The organism is Ammonifex thiophilus (genome assembly GCF_003368535.1).
GTDB lineage: Bacteria > Bacillota > Desulfotomaculia > Desulfotomaculales > Ammonificaceae > Ammonifex > Ammonifex thiophilus.
On record NZ_QSLN01000009.1, the window covers coordinates 60,140 to 73,967 of the forward strand.

A 13,828-nucleotide genomic window follows, 5' to 3' on the forward strand; every position below is an offset into this window, starting at 1 on the left:
GGGGTTGAGGCGTTTTGGGCTGGGTACCCTTGGTGCTGGCCATGGGGTTGGTATGGCGGCGGCGCTGGTGGCGCTTCCTGCTAGGGGGACTAAACCGCCCTCTTATTTTCTTGGCCCTCTTTGCCTGGAACTTCGGTCCTTCCCACCAGTATCTCCTTTTCCTGGTTCCAGGCCTGGTGGCCATGGCGGCGGTCAGCGCCAGCTACGGCGATCTGGTGAACTGGTTCACCCTGCGCCGCACTTATTTCCGGGTGCTGGACGAGTACCTGCTAGCTCCCATCTCTACCAACAGCCTGCTCTGGGGGCACGTGGTGGCCGGGGGGTTAAAAGGGCTGGTGGTGGCCACTCTGGTCTACACCGTGGCCTGGCTGGCGGTGCGGGAATTTCACTTCTCGCTTCTCTTCTGGGTGCAGTTGGCGATCGTGTGCCTGCTCTTCGCCTCTCTGGCGGTGGCGGTGGCCATGGTGGCCAACGGCGACCGGCAGGTGCTGGTTTTTTCCAACCTGGTGGTTTTTCCTATGACCTTCTTCTGCGGCACCTTTTTCCCCGTGGAACATCTGCCCGGCGCTTTAGCCACTCTTAGCTGGTTTCTTCCTCTCACCGCCGCCACCTACAACCTGCGTCTCCTGGCGGTGGAGGCGAGCTGCCGTTGGAGCTGGTTGGGCCAAAGCCTGGCTTGGTGTCTCGCCTTTTACCTTCTAGCCTACCTTTTGCTGGTTTGGAGGCGGCAGGAATGAGGGACTGGTTCCCCATAGTCTGGGAGGAGATGCTCACCTGGCGCCATCGCTTCTGGTTTTACTTAATCACCTACACTCTTTCCCCCCTGATCTTCCTCCTTTCCTTCGGCTTGGGGGTAGGTTACCGCTTCCGCCTTATGCTGCCCGGAAATGTGAGCTACCTGGAGTTTCTGGTGCCCGGCATCGTGGCCCTGGCCGTTTTCAACAACGCCGTTTCCTCGGTAATCATTCGGCTCTTTTATAGTCGCCTCTTTTTTAGAACCTTCGAGGCTTACCGCCTGGCGCCGGTTTCTAACTTCGCCTTGTGGTGGGGCTTCGTCCTCACGGGAGCTTTACGGGGGCTTTTCGCCGGGCTTATCGTCCTTTTGCTGGCGCTGCTCCTGGTTCCTGGGATAAGGCTTCCCTGGCCACTCCTCTTCTGGTTGCCGCTGGCGGCCATTGTTTGTAGTTCTTTTGGGGTCTTTCTGGGCTTCTGTCTCCGCTCTTTTGACGACCAGGCCCTGATCAACGAGTTTCTTCTCATCCCCATGAGCTTTTTCTCCGGGACTCTGGCCGCCCTGGACCGCCTGCCTCCCTTTTTGCAGAAGCTTATCTGGCTTTCCCCGCTGACGCCGGTCACCCAGGCTCTGCGCCACGTTTTCGCTTGCAAGCCTGTTCCCTTCTCCCTTATGGTTCTGCTGGCTGCTTGGCTGGTTCTTTTCGGACTACTTTCTTGGTGGCGCCTGATGAGGCAGGAAGATTAATAGGCCCTGTTTGCCCGAATACCGGGCAAACAGGGCATGGATGCCTTTAACTCTTTTTCTTAAAGGTCTCGCAGCGGGTGTGACTGGAAGTAGAGGCGCTGGCAGTGTTATCCCTTTCCACCTGGATCATGGGCGCATTACAGCGCATCCCTTCGTTGTAGTGGCACTCGGAGACACTGCACTTGATATCGGGCATGGTTCACACCTCCTTTACCTTCGTCCTTCTGCTGCTTAATCTTTCCTACCCACCGTTTCTTTATGCGTCTCGTTTCTTTTCCTTTCGCTACGAAAAAGTATTTTCGCACGAGGGCCCTAGAATCGGTTTACCTTGGGCAGTTAGTGTGCTAAGATAATTTAAGCAATGGTAGGTGAAGAGGGGATGGAGGGGTAGGTCTTGCAAACGGCGGAGCTCGTCTCGGCCCTGGTTAAATGGTTAAGAGAGCAGTTAGAAGAGACCGGGCAGAAGGGTTTTGTGGTGGGGCTAAGTGGGGGTATAGACTCTTCGGTGGCGGCGGTTCTTTGCAAGCGGGCCTGTCCGGACCACACTCTGGGAGTGATCATGCCCTGTCATAGTAGCCCCCAAGATGCCGAAGACGCCGAGCTTTTGGCCCGCACTTTCGACATTCCTTACGTAAAAGTGAATCTCGACGCCATATACGCTCAACTGGCGGAACTTCTAACGGGCAAGCGCTTCGAAGAGCTCGATCACCGCACCATTACCTTGTCCAATCTCAAGCCCCGCTTGCGTATGACCGTGCTTTACTTTTTCGCCAACGACCGGCAGTATCTGGTGGTGGGCACGGGCAACCGCTGCGAGCTCACCATTGGCCACTTCACCAAGTTCGGGGACGGAGCGGCGGACATCATGCCCTTGGCCAATTTGTTAAAGTTTCAGGTGCAGGAGATTGCCCGCTACTTGGGAATACCCGAAAGGATCATTGCTCGACCCCCTTCCCCGGGGCTCTGGGAGGGGCAGACCGATGCGGAGGAGATGGGGTTTACATACGAGGAGCTCGACCGTTATATTCTTTACGGGGAAGCTTCTCCGGAGGTGAAAGAGCGGATCGAGAGCCTCAAGGCCAAGCACCGGCACAAGCTTTTTCCTCCATTAACTCCGCCTTTTTAAGGCTAGTTCCGGGTTGGTGAGAAGGATGGCAGGGCACTCTAAGTGGGCACAGATCAAACGCAAGAAAGCCAAAGTGGACGCCGAGCGCGGCAAAATATTTACCAAGCTTTCCCGGGAAATTATGGTGGCCGTGCGTATGGGAGGGGGGGATCCGGAGGCCAACCCGCGGTTGCGGGCGGCTATCGACCGGGCCCGGGAAGCCAATATCCCTATGGAGAATATCAAGCGGGCCATCCAGAAAGCTCTAGGGGAAGGAGCGGGGGAAAAGTACGAGGAGGTCTTTTACGAAGGTTACGGCCCTGGTGGAGTGGCTTTGCTTATCCGCACCACTACCAACAACCGCAACCGCACTGCCGCCGAGGTCCGGCACATTCTGAGCAAGTTCGGCGGGAGCCTGGGCGAGGCCGGATGCGTTTCCTGGCTCTTCCGTTCCCAGGGACTTATAACGGTGCGTAAGGACAGTGGCTTCTCGGAGGAAGACTTGCTCCTTTTGGCCATGGAGGCTGGAGCCAATGACCTGCAAGAGACGGAGGATACCTTTGAAATCATAACCGCCCCCGAAGACCTGGCTAGGGTGAAGCAGAAGCTTCAGGAGCAGGGGGTCCCGGTGGAAGCGGCGGAGCTGACCCTCCTTCCCCAGACCACCGTGCCGCTGGAAGGGGAGGAGGCGGTGAAAGTTTTGCGCCTGGTGCAGGCGCTGGAGGATCTTGACGACGTGGAGGAGGTCTACGCCAACTTCGATATACCCTCCACTTTGATGGAAGAGGTCTCGGCCCGCGTTTAGGGGGATTTTAGTGAGGTATAAAATACGGTCCGGCGGCGCATAATTGGTGTTGCGTTAAGGATTTATATAGAAAAGGAGGATATTTATGGCTCAAAAGCGCCGTTGGACCAGAATCCTGCTACTATCCCTGGCTCTAGCGGCCCTGGTAGGGGTGGCTTGCTGGGGAGGGACGCGGGCTGCCAAGGTTTGGAACGCCTGGCGCAGCCCTGTAGTGGGGCCCCAGACCCTGGTGACGGTGGAACGGGTCTATCTCTGCGGAGAGCGAGAGCTGGTACAGGAGGGGCCGGCTCCGCCAGAGTGGCAGGGGCTTCGGGCCGAGGCTTTGCTCCAGCGCTTCCCGGCAGAGGAAGGGTGGCGGCACACCCTTAACCTCCCAGTGAGCGTGCGCCTGGTCCAGGAGGTAAACGAACTCTGCCCCCGCTGCCGTTCTTATCGCCACTTAGGGATAAAGGACGGTTATCTGGCGGTTTTTGCCGGGCCTCTGGGGTGTGACCGAGTATGCCTTTACCAGGACAAAAGATTACCACTTTCCTCTCTTCCTCCCGATTTGCGAGCCAAGCTGGAAAAGGCCATGGACTTTGCCTCTCAACCCCCGGAAGTTCAAGCGCAGCTCAAGCAGGAGTTAGAGTTCCCTGATGAGAAGAGATTAAAAGCGGCCCTGGAAAACTTGGACGAACTGCAGGAATAGAGGGTGGGCTTTCTTTGCTGGTAATGGGCGTCGACCCCGGAGCGGAAAGGTTGGGGTACGGGCTAGTTAGGGAAGATGGACAGCGTCTGGAGACGGTAGCCTACGGTTGCATCCGTACCCCGGCAGGTCAGCCTTTGCCCTCGCGTCTGAGGAGTTTGTACCGGGCGTTAAAGGAGCTCTTGCAAAAGTACCAGCCCAACGCTCTAGCGGTGGAGGAGCTTTTTTGGGGGCAGAACGTTCGGACGGCCATGATGGTGGGGAAAGTAGCGGGTGTGGTGCTTCTGGCGGCGGCGGAAAGCGACTGCCCGGTCTTCTCTTATCCCCCGCAGGTGGTCAAACAGGCGGTCACGGGGTACGGCCGCGCTACTAAAAGGCAGGTGCAGTTTGTGGTGAAGGAGCTACTGGGACTATCTGCCCCTCCTTCCCCCGACGATGTGGCCGACGCTTTGGCTCTGGCCATCTGCCATTTGTCACAGGTGGTGAAAGAAGGGTGCTAGCTTTCTTGCGCGGCTCGGTGCTGGAGAAAGAGCGGGGGAGGGCAGTGATCCTGGTGGGGGGGATGGGGTTTGAGGTTTTTCTTCCCCTCTCCCTCTACGAGCGCCTGCCAGCTAAAGGGGGAGAAGTCGAGCTTTACACTTGCCTGCTCTTACGTGAGGATCGGCCGGAGATCTACGCCTTCGGCGACCGGGAAGAGAGGGATTTTTTCTTGCGCCTCTTAAGAGTTGGCGGGGTGGGCCCCAAAACTGCTCTGGCGCTTATCTCCTGTTTCTCGGTAGAAGAGCTGCGCGAGGCGATAAGGCGCGAGGATCTAGAAAAACTTACCACGGTTCCCGGTGTGGGAAAGAAAACGGCCCGGCGGTTGCTGCTGGAGCTGAAGGAGGAGAAGGGTGCGCCGGTGGAGGACGAAGGAGCTGCCGAGGCCGTGGCGGCCCTTATGAACTTGGGCTATCGCCGCCGAGAAGCAGAAGAAGCGGTGCGAGAAGCTAAGGCCGGCGGGGCGCAGAGAATAGAGGAGCTACTTAGGTTGAGCCTGGCTTATCTAGGGCGCCGGAAGGAAGGTAAGGAGGCATGAAGAGGGAACCGCGACTGGTAGCAGCAGAAGCGGTGGAAGGGGAAAGGCAATTTGAGCTTCCCCTTCGTCCGCGGCGGCTGGAGGAATTTATAGGGCAGGAGAAAGTCAAGGAGGCCCTGCAGATAGCTTGCGAGGCCGCACGCCGGCGCCGCGAGCCTTTGGATCACGTCCTCCTCTCCGGCCCGCCGGGCCTGGGGAAGACCACGCTGGCGCGGATTATCGCGGCGGAAATGGGAGTCAATGTGCGGGTTACCTCCGGCCCGGCCATCGAGCGGCCGGGGGATCTGGCTGCCATTCTTACTTCTCTTTCCCCGGGAGATGTGCTCTTTATTGATGAGATCCACCGCCTCAGTCGGGCGGTGGAGGAGATCCTTTACCCTGCCATGGAGGACCGGGCCTTAGATCTGGTTATAGGTAAGGGGCCGGGGGCACGGGCGGTGCGCCTTTCTCTTCCTCCTTTCACCTTGGTGGGAGCTACCACCCGCGTGGGACTCTTGTCCTCCCCCTTGCGGGACCGCTTCGGCCTGGCTTTCCACCTAGAGTACTACTCTCCCGCGGAGCTGGAGCGCATTCTGGAGCGTACGGCTAGAATTCTGGGGATAAAGCTTTCGCCTAAAGGGGCAGCCGTCATTGCCCGCCGGGCGCGAGGCACGCCGCGCGTGGCCATCCGCCTTCTGCGCAGGGTTAGAGACTACGTGGAGGTCAAGGCGGAAGGGGTGATAACGGAAGGTCTGGCTGCCGAAGCGCTCGACTTTCTGGCGGTGGACGAGCTGGGGCTTGACCCGGTCGACCGCCGCTACCTGCGGTGTCTCATCGAGCGCTTCGGCGGGGGGCCAGCGGGGGTGGAGGCCTTGGCTGCCTCCACAGGGGAAGAGGTTAGCACCCTGGAGGAGGTAGTGGAACCCTATCTTTTGCAGGTGGGACTCATCGTGCGCACCCCCCGGGGGCGCCTGGCCCTGCCTGAGGCCTACCGTCATCTGGGGATCAAACCCCCTTCTGCTTTACGGCAGGAGACTTTGTGGCCGGAGGAGAAAGGATGAAAGTTTTGTTGCATATCTGCTGCGGTCCTTGCGCTATCTACCCGGCAAAGGTTTTGCGGGGGGAAAACTTTGAAGTTTACGGCTTTTTCTTTAACCCTAACATCCATCCTTACACGGAGTACCAGCGGCGGCGAGAGGCGCTGGCCCAGTTCGCGGAAAGCGTTGATCTGCCGGTGATCTATGCCGAAGACTACCCTATAGAAGAGTTCTTCCGCCGGGTGGCCTATCGCGAAGCTCTGCGCTGCCGTTTCTGCTACCACCTAAGGCTGGAGCGGACGGCGGCGGTAGCCAAGCACGGCCGTTTCGACTATTTCACCACTACTTTGCTGGTAAGCCCTTTTCAGAAGCACGAGCTTATCAAGGAGACTGCCGAGGCGGTAGCGGAGGCTTACGGTCTACCCTTTCTTTACCGGGATTTCCGCCCGGGCTTTAAAGAAGGGGTAGAGCTTTCCAAAAAGCTGGGGCTTTACCGCCAGCAGTATTGCGGCTGTCTTTATAGTGAAAAAGAGCGCTACTGGAGGGAAAAGAAGCCGGGAAAGGGGGAGTAGGATGGATTTCGGGCAGCAGATGGCCAAGTTTTTCTTGCTCTTAGGACTTTTCTTCCTTTTTCTGGCCCTCTTCTTCTTTCTCATCGGCAAGGTGCCGGGTCTGGGGCGCCTTCCGGGAGACATTTACTACCATAAAGGCAATTTCAGCTTCTACTTCCCGTTAGCCACCTGTATCCTCCTGAGCCTGCTTTTAACCCTGCTTCTAAACCTCTTCTTCTTTTTCCGCCGTTAACACTTTTTGTACTTCTCTGGAGCAGGAAAGTGACTCCTCCTGTCGAAAAAGGTAGACCAAAAGCTTGCGGCAGGGGGGGTTGAGATGCGTCGTTGGTTGCTAGGGTTTAGTATTTTCTTCCTCTTGTTCACCGTAGGTGCGGGGTGGGCGCGGGCAGCGCCGGCAGAAATCATCTTCCGCATCGGGCAGAAGTATTACGAAGCCGAAGGGCAGAAATATCCGATGGATGTGGCTCCCTTCCTGGAGCGGGACCGCACCTATGTGCCGGTCCGTTACCTGGCCTACGCCCTAGGGGTTTCGGAGCAAAAAGTGAACTGGAATGCGGCGACCAAGACCGTCACTTTAGACCTCGACGGTCCTGTGCTGAAACTAGTGGTCGGGGAGCCGGCCCTATGGATCGATAACGAGCGGCGGGAGATCGACGTAGCCCCTCTGATCTACCAAGACCGGACCATGTTGCCCGCCCGGTTCGTAGCCGAGGCCTTGGGGTATGTGGTCAACTGGGAGGCGGACACCCAGACGGTTAGGGTCGTCCTGCCGCCAGCGGCTAAAGTGCTAGCCACCGCCCTTAATCTGAGGACGGGGCCCGGGATCAGCTACGGTATCAAAGGGCGAGTGGAAAAGGGAGAAGTGCTCCGCGTTTTGAAGGCTGCTTCTGGTTGGTACCAGGTGCAGCTAGAAAATGGTCGGGAGGGCTGGGTGGCTACACCTTACACTGAGCCTCTACTTACTTCTCCCCCGGTCTCGCGCGGCACAGGGGGAAGTAACGACCCCGAGCCTCTTGAGTTCTCTCCTTACCGGTTCGACCAGCCGGTGCGGGTGCTTCTCTCCCAGGGGGAAACGGCAGTTAAGGTAGTTCCTAGCGGCAGCTACGCCTTACTCGACGGGGCAGGCAAGACTTTGGTTCTCCTTTCCTCCGGTGACGTCGTCATCTTCTCCGTGGTGACTCTTCCCCTGCCCGGCGGCGTCTCGGCAATCCAGGTGGATAAGAACCGTGGAACTATCGGTCTTTACCCGGGGCCGCTGGTGCTGGCTACAAGCCAGAAGGAGGGTTGGTTTGCCCTCAGTGGGGGAAGCTTCTCCGGTCAACGTTATCGGGGCCATCTGCGCTTGGACCTTGACGGCAATGCTCTCCGGTTAATCAACGAGCTGGATATGGAAGATTACCTCAAAGGCGTGGTCCCCGGGGAAATGCCGGCTTCTTGGCCGCTGGAGGCCCTGAAGGCCCAGGCGGTGGCGGCCAGGAGTTACGCGTGGTGCAAGGTTGAGAAGGCCGGAACGCAGGCTCCCTACCAGCTTCTCAGCGACACGCGGGATCAGGTTTACGGGGGGATGAATTACGAGCAACCTAATTCCAGCCGAGCAGTGGAGGAAACCAGGGGAGAGGTACTCCTGTGCGGAGGAAAGCCTGTCGCTGCCTACTTCTGCAGCTCCGATGGAGGTTATACTGAGCGCGCGGAGGATGTCTGGCGTTACCCCTGCGACTATCTGGCGGCCCGTCCAGATCCTTACGATCACGTCTCGGGTAACCCGCACTACGGCTGGCAGGAAAGCTTCACTCCGGATCAGGTTGCTTCCCGCCTGATCCAGCGAGGCTACGACGTGACTGTGGTGGAGGACGTCTACGTGGTGGAGCGCACGGCCACCGGCCGGGTAAAAGTTCTGGAGGTTTTGGGGAGGAACGGGTCGGGCCAAATGGTGCGACAAAAGCTGGGGAACGCCGACTATGTGCGGATAGTCTTTGGCCTCAAGGCGCCGGCCAGTGACATGATTAAAGTTTACGATCCCGCTACGGGCAAGCTACTCCGGATTACCTTCACCGGCGACGGCTGGGGGCACTGCCTGGGCATGTCCCAGTGGGGAGCTCGGGGAATGGCTGAGAGAGGTTTTAGTTATCGCGACATACTTGCCTTTTATTATCCGGGGGCAAAACTGGCAAAATTATAGTGAAAGCTTAAAGGCAAATGTCCGGGACTAAGATCCCGGCTTTTTTCTTTTCCAGCAATTTCAGTCTTGTTTGTCTAACTAATTGTCGGTAAAATGCAGCCGAAGCTAGAAAGGCCGAATCCCCGGTAGTACCGGGGTATGGGGGAAATCAACGGCAAGGGGTGAATCCGGCCTTCCCTCAAAAGGGGGTGAGGTAAAGCGGGAGGCCGGTAGGGTGACCCTCGACCCGAACCCGTCAACTAACCCCAGAGGCCAGAAGAGGGGGTAAGAGTCCATGCGCTTTTTCTCACGCCTTTTGGTCGGATTAGGGTTTTTGCTCTTTAGCGCCCTGCCCGCCTGGGCTGCCTACTACACTGTCAAGCCTGGTGATTCCCTTTATAAGATAAGCCGCCAGTTCGGTACCACGGTGGAGGCCATTCAGTACGCCAATAGTTTATGGACCACTCTCATTTACCCTGGCCAGGTGCTTTACATCCCCGACCAGCCCTTCACCCTTTACACCGTGCGCTCCGGAGACACCCTTTACTTCATAGGTAAGCGCTTTGGCGTTCCTTACCAGGAAATTATGCGCCTTAACGGCCTGAGCTCCTCCCTCATCTACCCGGGGCAGGTCTTGCGCATTCCCCTTGCGAGCCCGGTCCCGGCCGTTTCCCGGGGGGAGATAAGCGTTAGTCGCTCGGATATCGATCTGTTGGCTCGTCTAATCACGGCCGAGGCTGACGGCGAGCCTTACATAGCTAAGGTAGCGGTGGGAGCGGTGGTGCTTAACCGGGTGAAGACGCCCGGTTTCCCCAAGAGCATTCCGGGGGTCATTTATCAGGTGGTGGATGGGCATTACCAGTTCGAGCCGGTGCTCAACGGGTGGATTAACCGACCGGCCTCGCCGGAGGCTTACCGGGCAGCACTTGATGCCCTCTCCGGCTGGGACCCCACCAACGGGGCCACCTACTTCTACGCTTGGTGGGCCAACAATGCTTACCTCCGCTCTTTACCGGTAGCTTGCGTGCTAGGTAACCTTATCTTCTGCTACGGTAAACCTTAAACTCCGATGCCTTTTTAAAGCCCCGCCCTTAAAGAAGGCGGGGCTTTAAAAGTTTCGGCTGGTTTTTAGCAGGAAAATGACGGGGCATATTGAATATTAAGAGCACCTGCAAATTTTTCATTGGAGGAGTGAGGTAAGTATGGCTCGCATTCCTTACATTGAGACTTCCGAGTGCATGGCCTGCGGGACTTGTGAGGTTCTGGTGCCCGAAGTCTTCCGCCTGGATCCTGACAAAGGGTACGCAGAGGTTATAAACCCTCACGGAGCTCCCGAAGACAAGATCCAGGAGGCCATCGACTCCTGCCCGGCAGAATGTATCCACTGGGTAGAGGAGTAGGAATTTCGCTTCTTTAGCGCTCCTTGCTTTTAAGATGGGCAGCCTCTGAAAAAATTCTAAAGGGGGCTGTCTATCTTTTTTGACTTGACGGCGGCGGTATAGGGAATATTATGGTATTTGATGTCGAAATTTGGCCAGAAAGGATGGCTTCGATGCGGCTGCTGGCGGAGAGAGTGGCGTTGATCTACCTTCTGCTCGCCTCTTTATGGGTCTTTTTTTCCGATCGCTGGTTAGCCCTTGCCTTTCCTCCGCCTTTCAGCTACCACCTCGGCCTGGCCAAGGGGCTGGTTTTTGTGGCCTTGACCGCTCTTTTCCTGTATCTGGGACTGCGGCGTTTCTGCTCCCTGCAGGCGCGGGCGGAAGAGAGGATCGAGCATCTCAACCGCATGTACGTCCTCTTGGCGGAGACCAACCACGCTTTGATCCGCCTGCAAAGCCCCCAGCTGCTTCTGGCAGCTGTTTGTCGGGCGGCAGTAGAAGAGGGCCTTTTCGCCACGGCCTGGGCCATGCTCAAGGGGCCCAATGGCTACTGGGAACTGGTGGCCCGGGCAGGAAGAGAAGTTCCCGCTTTTGTGCCCAGTTCTCTAGCTCCGCCCTACCAGGTGATTAACGATCTACTCTCCTACGAGGAAGAGTTCCCCTTTAAGGACCTTTTCCTGGCCCAAGGGATAAGGACGCTGGCCTTTCTACCTCTCACGGCCAACAAAGACATCTCGGGCTTTCTGGCCTTCGGGGCGGAGAAACCCGGAGTTTTGGGCAAAGAAGAGCTGGAGCTTATGGCCCAAATAGCAGCCGACATTTCCTTCGGTCTGGAGGTTCTGGCGCACCGGGAACAGTGCCTGCAGGTGCAGGAGAAGCTTCACCATTTGGTACATTACGATCCTCTCACCGGCCTGCCGCACCGCTTTTATCTGGAAGACCATCTGAAGCAGGCGGTGTTGAAGGCCCGGCGAGGACTCTCCAGTGCGCTCATGGTGATAGATGTAGACAACTACCAGTTAATCAACGATAACTGGGGGTATAAGGCAGGAGACCGACTTTTGCAAGCCTTTGCCCGTTTCTTGCGGGAAAACGTTCGCGAAGAGGACATCGTAGCCCGAGTGGCCGGCGATAAGTTCATGGTGTTGATGGAGGATGTTTTTGAAGAGGAGGCCTGTAGGTTGGCGGAGGAACTCCGCCAGCGGGTAGAGGAAACTCCTTTTGAGTTGGATGGCAGAATGGCCCGCGTAACGATAAGCATAGGTATTGCTCTGGTCAAGGGGGACGAGGCGGCGGAAACAGTGATGAGCCAGGCTGACCTGGCCCTAAGGCGGGCTAAGGAAGAGGGGCGCAATCGGGTAGTGCTTTTCCAGCCAGAGGAAGAGTTGTTGGCCAGGCTTAAAGGGGAGCAGGAGGTATTGAATCTGCTCAAGGAGGCTCTGGTTACCGGACGGGGATTGCTACTCTTCTTGCAGCCGGTGGTTAGGCTTTCGGATTTGCAGGTGGTTCATTATGAGGCTTTGCTGCGGCTGCGTGAGTGCGTGGATAAGTACTGCTCGCCGGCGCAGTTTATCCCTTTGGCGGAGCGCTTTGGTCTCATGCCTCGTCTCGACCGCTGGGTTATAGAGTCGGCTCTGGATATCCTAAAGGCTCATCCACAGCTCAAGCTTTTCGTGAATCTGTCGGGTCTGAGTGTGGGGGATGACACTCTTCTAGAGTACCTGCAGATGAAGCTCAAGGAGAAGGAAGTGGATCCTTCGCGCCTGGGATTTGAGGTGACCGAAACGGCGGCCATAAGGAATCTCCTGCGGGCGGAAAGGTGGCTCAGCAGGCTAAGATGGCTGGGGTGCGAGCTGGCTCTGGACGACTTCGGCAGCGGCTTTTCCACCTTCAGCTACCTGCGTAGCTTGCCGGTGGACTACTTGAAGATAGATCTTTCTTTTATCCGCGGGCTTGCTTCCGATCGGGTGCACCGAGCCTTGGTAGAGGCTATGAACACGGTGGCGCACACCTTAGGTAAGCTTACCGTGGCGGAGGGGATAGAAAGCGAAGAAACCCTGCAAATACTTAGAGAACTGGGAACCGATTTCGGCCAGGGTTATTACTTCGGCCGTCCGGAGCCGGTAGAAGTAATCATTGCCCGACGACCTGAGCCCGCAGGCGGGCCAGATCTTCCGGCCGCCCCCTGACGGTTACCTTGACCCCTTCACTTCCATACTCTTCGGCCACTACTCGCACGCGCTCCCGCCACTTTTCCAGCTTCCCTAGAGAGGTGAAGGGGAGGAAGAGCTCTATTTCTTCTTCCTGGAAGAGGCGGGTTTCTATCTGGTGAAGCAGCTGGTCGAGGTTGATTTTCTTTAGGGCCGAAATCACCACTCCGTCGGCCGGTAGAATGCCAGCATAGCGATCCACTTTGTTGTAGACCTTGAGAACTGGCTTCTCTGCCAGTCCCAGTTCCTCCAGGATGCCTTCCACCGCCCGCTGCTGCTCGTCCAGATAAGGACTGGTGAGGTCGATGACGTGCAGCAAAAGGTCGGCTACCTCCAACTCTTCCAAGGTGGCTTTAAAGGCTTCCTTTAATTTGGGAGGCAGGTCTTTTATGAACCCCACAGTGTCGGTGAGCAAGAAAACCCTACCGGAAGGAAGAACTACGCGCCGGCTCACCGGATCCAGGGTGGCGAAGAGGCGATCCTCGGCTAGTACTTCTTTCCCTTCGGCGGCGAGAGCGTTGAGCAAAGTCGATTTTCCGGCGTTGGTGTAGCCCACCAGAGACACCACCGGTATGCCGCTTCGTTGGCGGTGGCGGCGCAGCAGGTCTCGGCTGGCGCGCACCTCTTCCAATTCGCGGCGCAGCTCCGTTATGCGCCTTCGCAGGGCCCGGCGCAGCACTTCCAACTTGGTTTCCCCTGGGCCCCGGGTGCCCACTCCGCCTCCCAGGCGTGAGAGAGTGCCCCCCAGGCCGTAGAGGCGGGGGTAAAGATAGGTAAGTCGAGCTAGTTCTACCTGGATTTTTCCCTCCCGCGACCGGGCCCGGCGGCGAAAAATTTCTAGGATGACCTGGGTGCGGTCCCAAACGGCCACTTCCGGACCGAAAAAGTCCTCCAGCGCCTGCACCTGGCGGGGGGAGAGCTCCCGGTTGAAAACCACCGCCTGAAGCTTTTCTCTTTCCACCAACTCTTTGACCTCGGCGATTTTGCCCGGGCCTAAGAGGTAATGGGGATCAGGCGGGCGGCGTTGCACCACCGTGGCCACCGCTTCGATGTCCACGTTGCGCAAAAGCTCCTTTAGCTCCTGGAGATCGTATTCAATTTCTTCTTCCTCTTCTTCCTGGGCCAGGTAGCAGACCACGCCTTTTTCCATATTGCCTCCCGCCTTTCCTTCTTGATTCTAAGATTCATTTTAGCAAAAGAACTCCCGGCTGGAGCTGTTAGTGTAAAGTTACCGTAGGAGTTCTTGCAGGAGCCGAGGGAGGAGAAAAAGAAGAAGAGACCTCACCGTCCTTTTGCCAGGGACGAGTAGTTGACAATCCAACCACTCAGGAGGGTGAGGTCTC

The 13,828-nt window shown here is 57.5% G+C and carries 16 protein-coding genes and 1 riboswitch; of the genes, 14 read left to right on the forward strand and 2 right to left on the reverse strand.

All coding sequences use genetic code 11. From position 1 onward, the window contains the following. Positions 1-14: 14 nt before the first annotated feature. On the forward strand, positions 15-737 hold the full coding sequence (locus tag DXX99_RS07260; protein WP_205664662.1) for an ABC transporter permease: 723 nt from the start codon (positions 15-17) through the stop codon (positions 735-737). Further along, complete coding sequence (locus DXX99_RS07265; RefSeq protein ID WP_115792834.1) at positions 734-1,480, forward strand: ABC transporter permease; 747 nt, start codon at positions 734-736, stop codon at positions 1,478-1,480. The genes DXX99_RS07260 and DXX99_RS07265 overlap by 4 nt, the downstream gene beginning before the upstream one ends. 46 nt (positions 1,481-1,526) lie before the next feature. On the opposite strand, the gene DXX99_RS07270 is transcribed toward DXX99_RS07265, so the two are convergent. Beyond that, the gene (locus DXX99_RS07270) at positions 1,527-1,676 is read right to left on the reverse strand and encodes a DUF1540 domain-containing protein (RefSeq protein WP_115792835.1); all 150 of its coding nucleotides are present in this window, start codon (positions 1,674-1,676) and stop codon (positions 1,527-1,529) included. Between the two features lie 198 nt (positions 1,677-1,874). Between DXX99_RS07270 and nadE the strand changes: the two genes are divergently transcribed. The 12 genes from nadE (at position 1,875) to DXX99_RS07330 (ending at position 12,464) form a co-directional block, all read left to right on the forward strand. Continuing rightward, positions 1,875-2,606 (forward strand): NAD(+) synthase, encoded by a 732-nt coding sequence (gene nadE, locus DXX99_RS07275; RefSeq protein WP_115792836.1) that lies wholly within the window; start codon positions 1,875-1,877, stop codon positions 2,604-2,606. 25 nt (positions 2,607-2,631) lie between these two features. After that, entirely contained in the window at positions 2,632-3,390 is a 759-nt protein-coding gene (locus tag DXX99_RS07280; RefSeq protein ID WP_115792837.1) for a YebC/PmpR family DNA-binding transcriptional regulator, read from the forward strand. An 85-nt stretch (positions 3,391-3,475) separates the two neighbouring features. Next, on the forward strand, positions 3,476-4,078 hold the full coding sequence (locus DXX99_RS07285) for a hypothetical protein (RefSeq protein ID WP_115792838.1): 603 nt from the start codon (positions 3,476-3,478) through the stop codon (positions 4,076-4,078). A gap of 23 nt (positions 4,079-4,101) precedes the next feature. Further along, positions 4,102-4,575, forward strand: a complete 474-nt coding sequence (ruvC, locus tag DXX99_RS07290) for a crossover junction endodeoxyribonuclease RuvC (RefSeq protein ID WP_240610862.1) — start codon at positions 4,102-4,104, stop codon at positions 4,573-4,575. Beyond that, the gene (gene ruvA, locus DXX99_RS07295; protein WP_165847764.1) at positions 4,569-5,150 is read left to right on the forward strand and encodes a Holliday junction branch migration protein RuvA; all 582 of its coding nucleotides are present in this window, start codon (positions 4,569-4,571) and stop codon (positions 5,148-5,150) included. The genes ruvC and ruvA overlap by 7 nt, the downstream gene beginning before the upstream one ends. After that, positions 5,147-6,190 carry a Holliday junction branch migration DNA helicase RuvB gene (ruvB, locus tag DXX99_RS07300; protein ID WP_205664663.1) on the forward strand — a complete coding sequence of 348 codons (1,044 nt, stop codon included), beginning with the start codon at positions 5,147-5,149 and terminating at the stop codon, positions 6,188-6,190. Before ruvA ends, ruvB begins: the two co-directional genes overlap by 4 nt. Further along, positions 6,187-6,738, forward strand: coding sequence for an epoxyqueuosine reductase QueH (locus DXX99_RS07305; protein WP_115792841.1), 552 nt, complete (start codon positions 6,187-6,189; stop codon positions 6,736-6,738). Before ruvB ends, DXX99_RS07305 begins: the two co-directional genes overlap by 4 nt. Before the next feature lies 1 nt (position 6,739). Beyond that, a complete protein-coding gene (locus tag DXX99_RS07310; protein ID WP_015739599.1) occupies positions 6,740-6,970 on the forward strand; it encodes a DUF2905 domain-containing protein in 231 nt (76 codons plus the stop codon). Between the two features lie 84 nt (positions 6,971-7,054). Continuing rightward, positions 7,055-8,917: a SpoIID/LytB domain-containing protein gene (locus DXX99_RS07315; RefSeq protein ID WP_115792842.1), complete on the forward strand. Its 1,863-nt coding sequence runs from the start codon at positions 7,055-7,057 to the stop codon at positions 8,915-8,917. A gap of 102 nt (positions 8,918-9,019) precedes the next feature. Beyond that, a riboswitch (cyclic di-AMP (ydaO/yuaA leader) is annotated at positions 9,020-9,185 on the forward strand. A gap of 6 nt (positions 9,186-9,191) precedes the next feature. After that, entirely contained in the window at positions 9,192-9,959 is a 768-nt protein-coding gene (locus tag DXX99_RS07320; protein ID WP_115792843.1) for a LysM peptidoglycan-binding domain-containing protein, read from the forward strand. Between the two features lie 139 nt (positions 9,960-10,098). Next, positions 10,099-10,296 carry a ferredoxin gene (locus DXX99_RS07325; protein ID WP_115792844.1) on the forward strand — a complete coding sequence of 66 codons (198 nt, stop codon included), beginning with the start codon at positions 10,099-10,101 and terminating at the stop codon, positions 10,294-10,296. 152 nt (positions 10,297-10,448) lie between these two features. After that, positions 10,449-12,464 (forward strand): putative bifunctional diguanylate cyclase/phosphodiesterase, encoded by a 2,016-nt coding sequence (locus tag DXX99_RS07330; protein ID WP_165847765.1) that lies wholly within the window; start codon positions 10,449-10,451, stop codon positions 12,462-12,464. On the opposite strand, the gene hflX is transcribed toward DXX99_RS07330, so the two are convergent. Continuing rightward, entirely contained in the window at positions 12,409-13,635 is a 1,227-nt protein-coding gene (gene hflX / locus DXX99_RS07335) for a GTPase HflX (RefSeq protein WP_115792846.1), read from the reverse strand. The two genes, DXX99_RS07330 and hflX, sit on opposite strands and share 56 nt — an antisense overlap. Positions 13,636-13,828 lie beyond the last annotated feature (193 nt).

Coding starts and splice junctions, on each gene's coding strand:
- DXX99_RS07265 (WP_115792834.1), top strand. CDS start 734: ATGAGGGACTGGTTCCCCATAGTCTGGGAGGAGATGCTCACCTGGCGC.
- DXX99_RS07270 (WP_115792835.1), bottom strand. CDS start 1,676: ATGCCCGATATCAAGTGCAGTGTCTCCGAGTGCCACTACAACGAAGGG.
- DXX99_RS07280 (WP_115792837.1), top strand. CDS start 2,632: ATGGCAGGGCACTCTAAGTGGGCACAGATCAAACGCAAGAAAGCCAAA.
- DXX99_RS07285 (WP_115792838.1), top strand. CDS start 3,476: ATGGCTCAAAAGCGCCGTTGGACCAGAATCCTGCTACTATCCCTGGCT.
- ruvC (WP_240610862.1), top strand. CDS start 4,102: ATGGGCGTCGACCCCGGAGCGGAAAGGTTGGGGTACGGGCTAGTTAGG.
- ruvB (WP_205664663.1), top strand. CDS start 5,147: ATGAAGAGGGAACCGCGACTGGTAGCAGCAGAAGCGGTGGAAGGGGAA.
- DXX99_RS07305 (WP_115792841.1), top strand. CDS start 6,187: ATGAAAGTTTTGTTGCATATCTGCTGCGGTCCTTGCGCTATCTACCCG.
- DXX99_RS07310 (WP_015739599.1), top strand. CDS start 6,740: ATGGATTTCGGGCAGCAGATGGCCAAGTTTTTCTTGCTCTTAGGACTT.
- DXX99_RS07315 (WP_115792842.1), top strand. CDS start 7,055: ATGCGTCGTTGGTTGCTAGGGTTTAGTATTTTCTTCCTCTTGTTCACC.
- DXX99_RS07320 (WP_115792843.1), top strand. CDS start 9,192: ATGCGCTTTTTCTCACGCCTTTTGGTCGGATTAGGGTTTTTGCTCTTT.
- DXX99_RS07325 (WP_115792844.1), top strand. CDS start 10,099: ATGGCTCGCATTCCTTACATTGAGACTTCCGAGTGCATGGCCTGCGGG.
- DXX99_RS07330 (WP_165847765.1), top strand. CDS start 10,449: ATGCGGCTGCTGGCGGAGAGAGTGGCGTTGATCTACCTTCTGCTCGCC.
- hflX (WP_115792846.1), bottom strand. CDS start 13,635: ATGGAAAAAGGCGTGGTCTGCTACCTGGCCCAGGAAGAAGAGGAAGAA.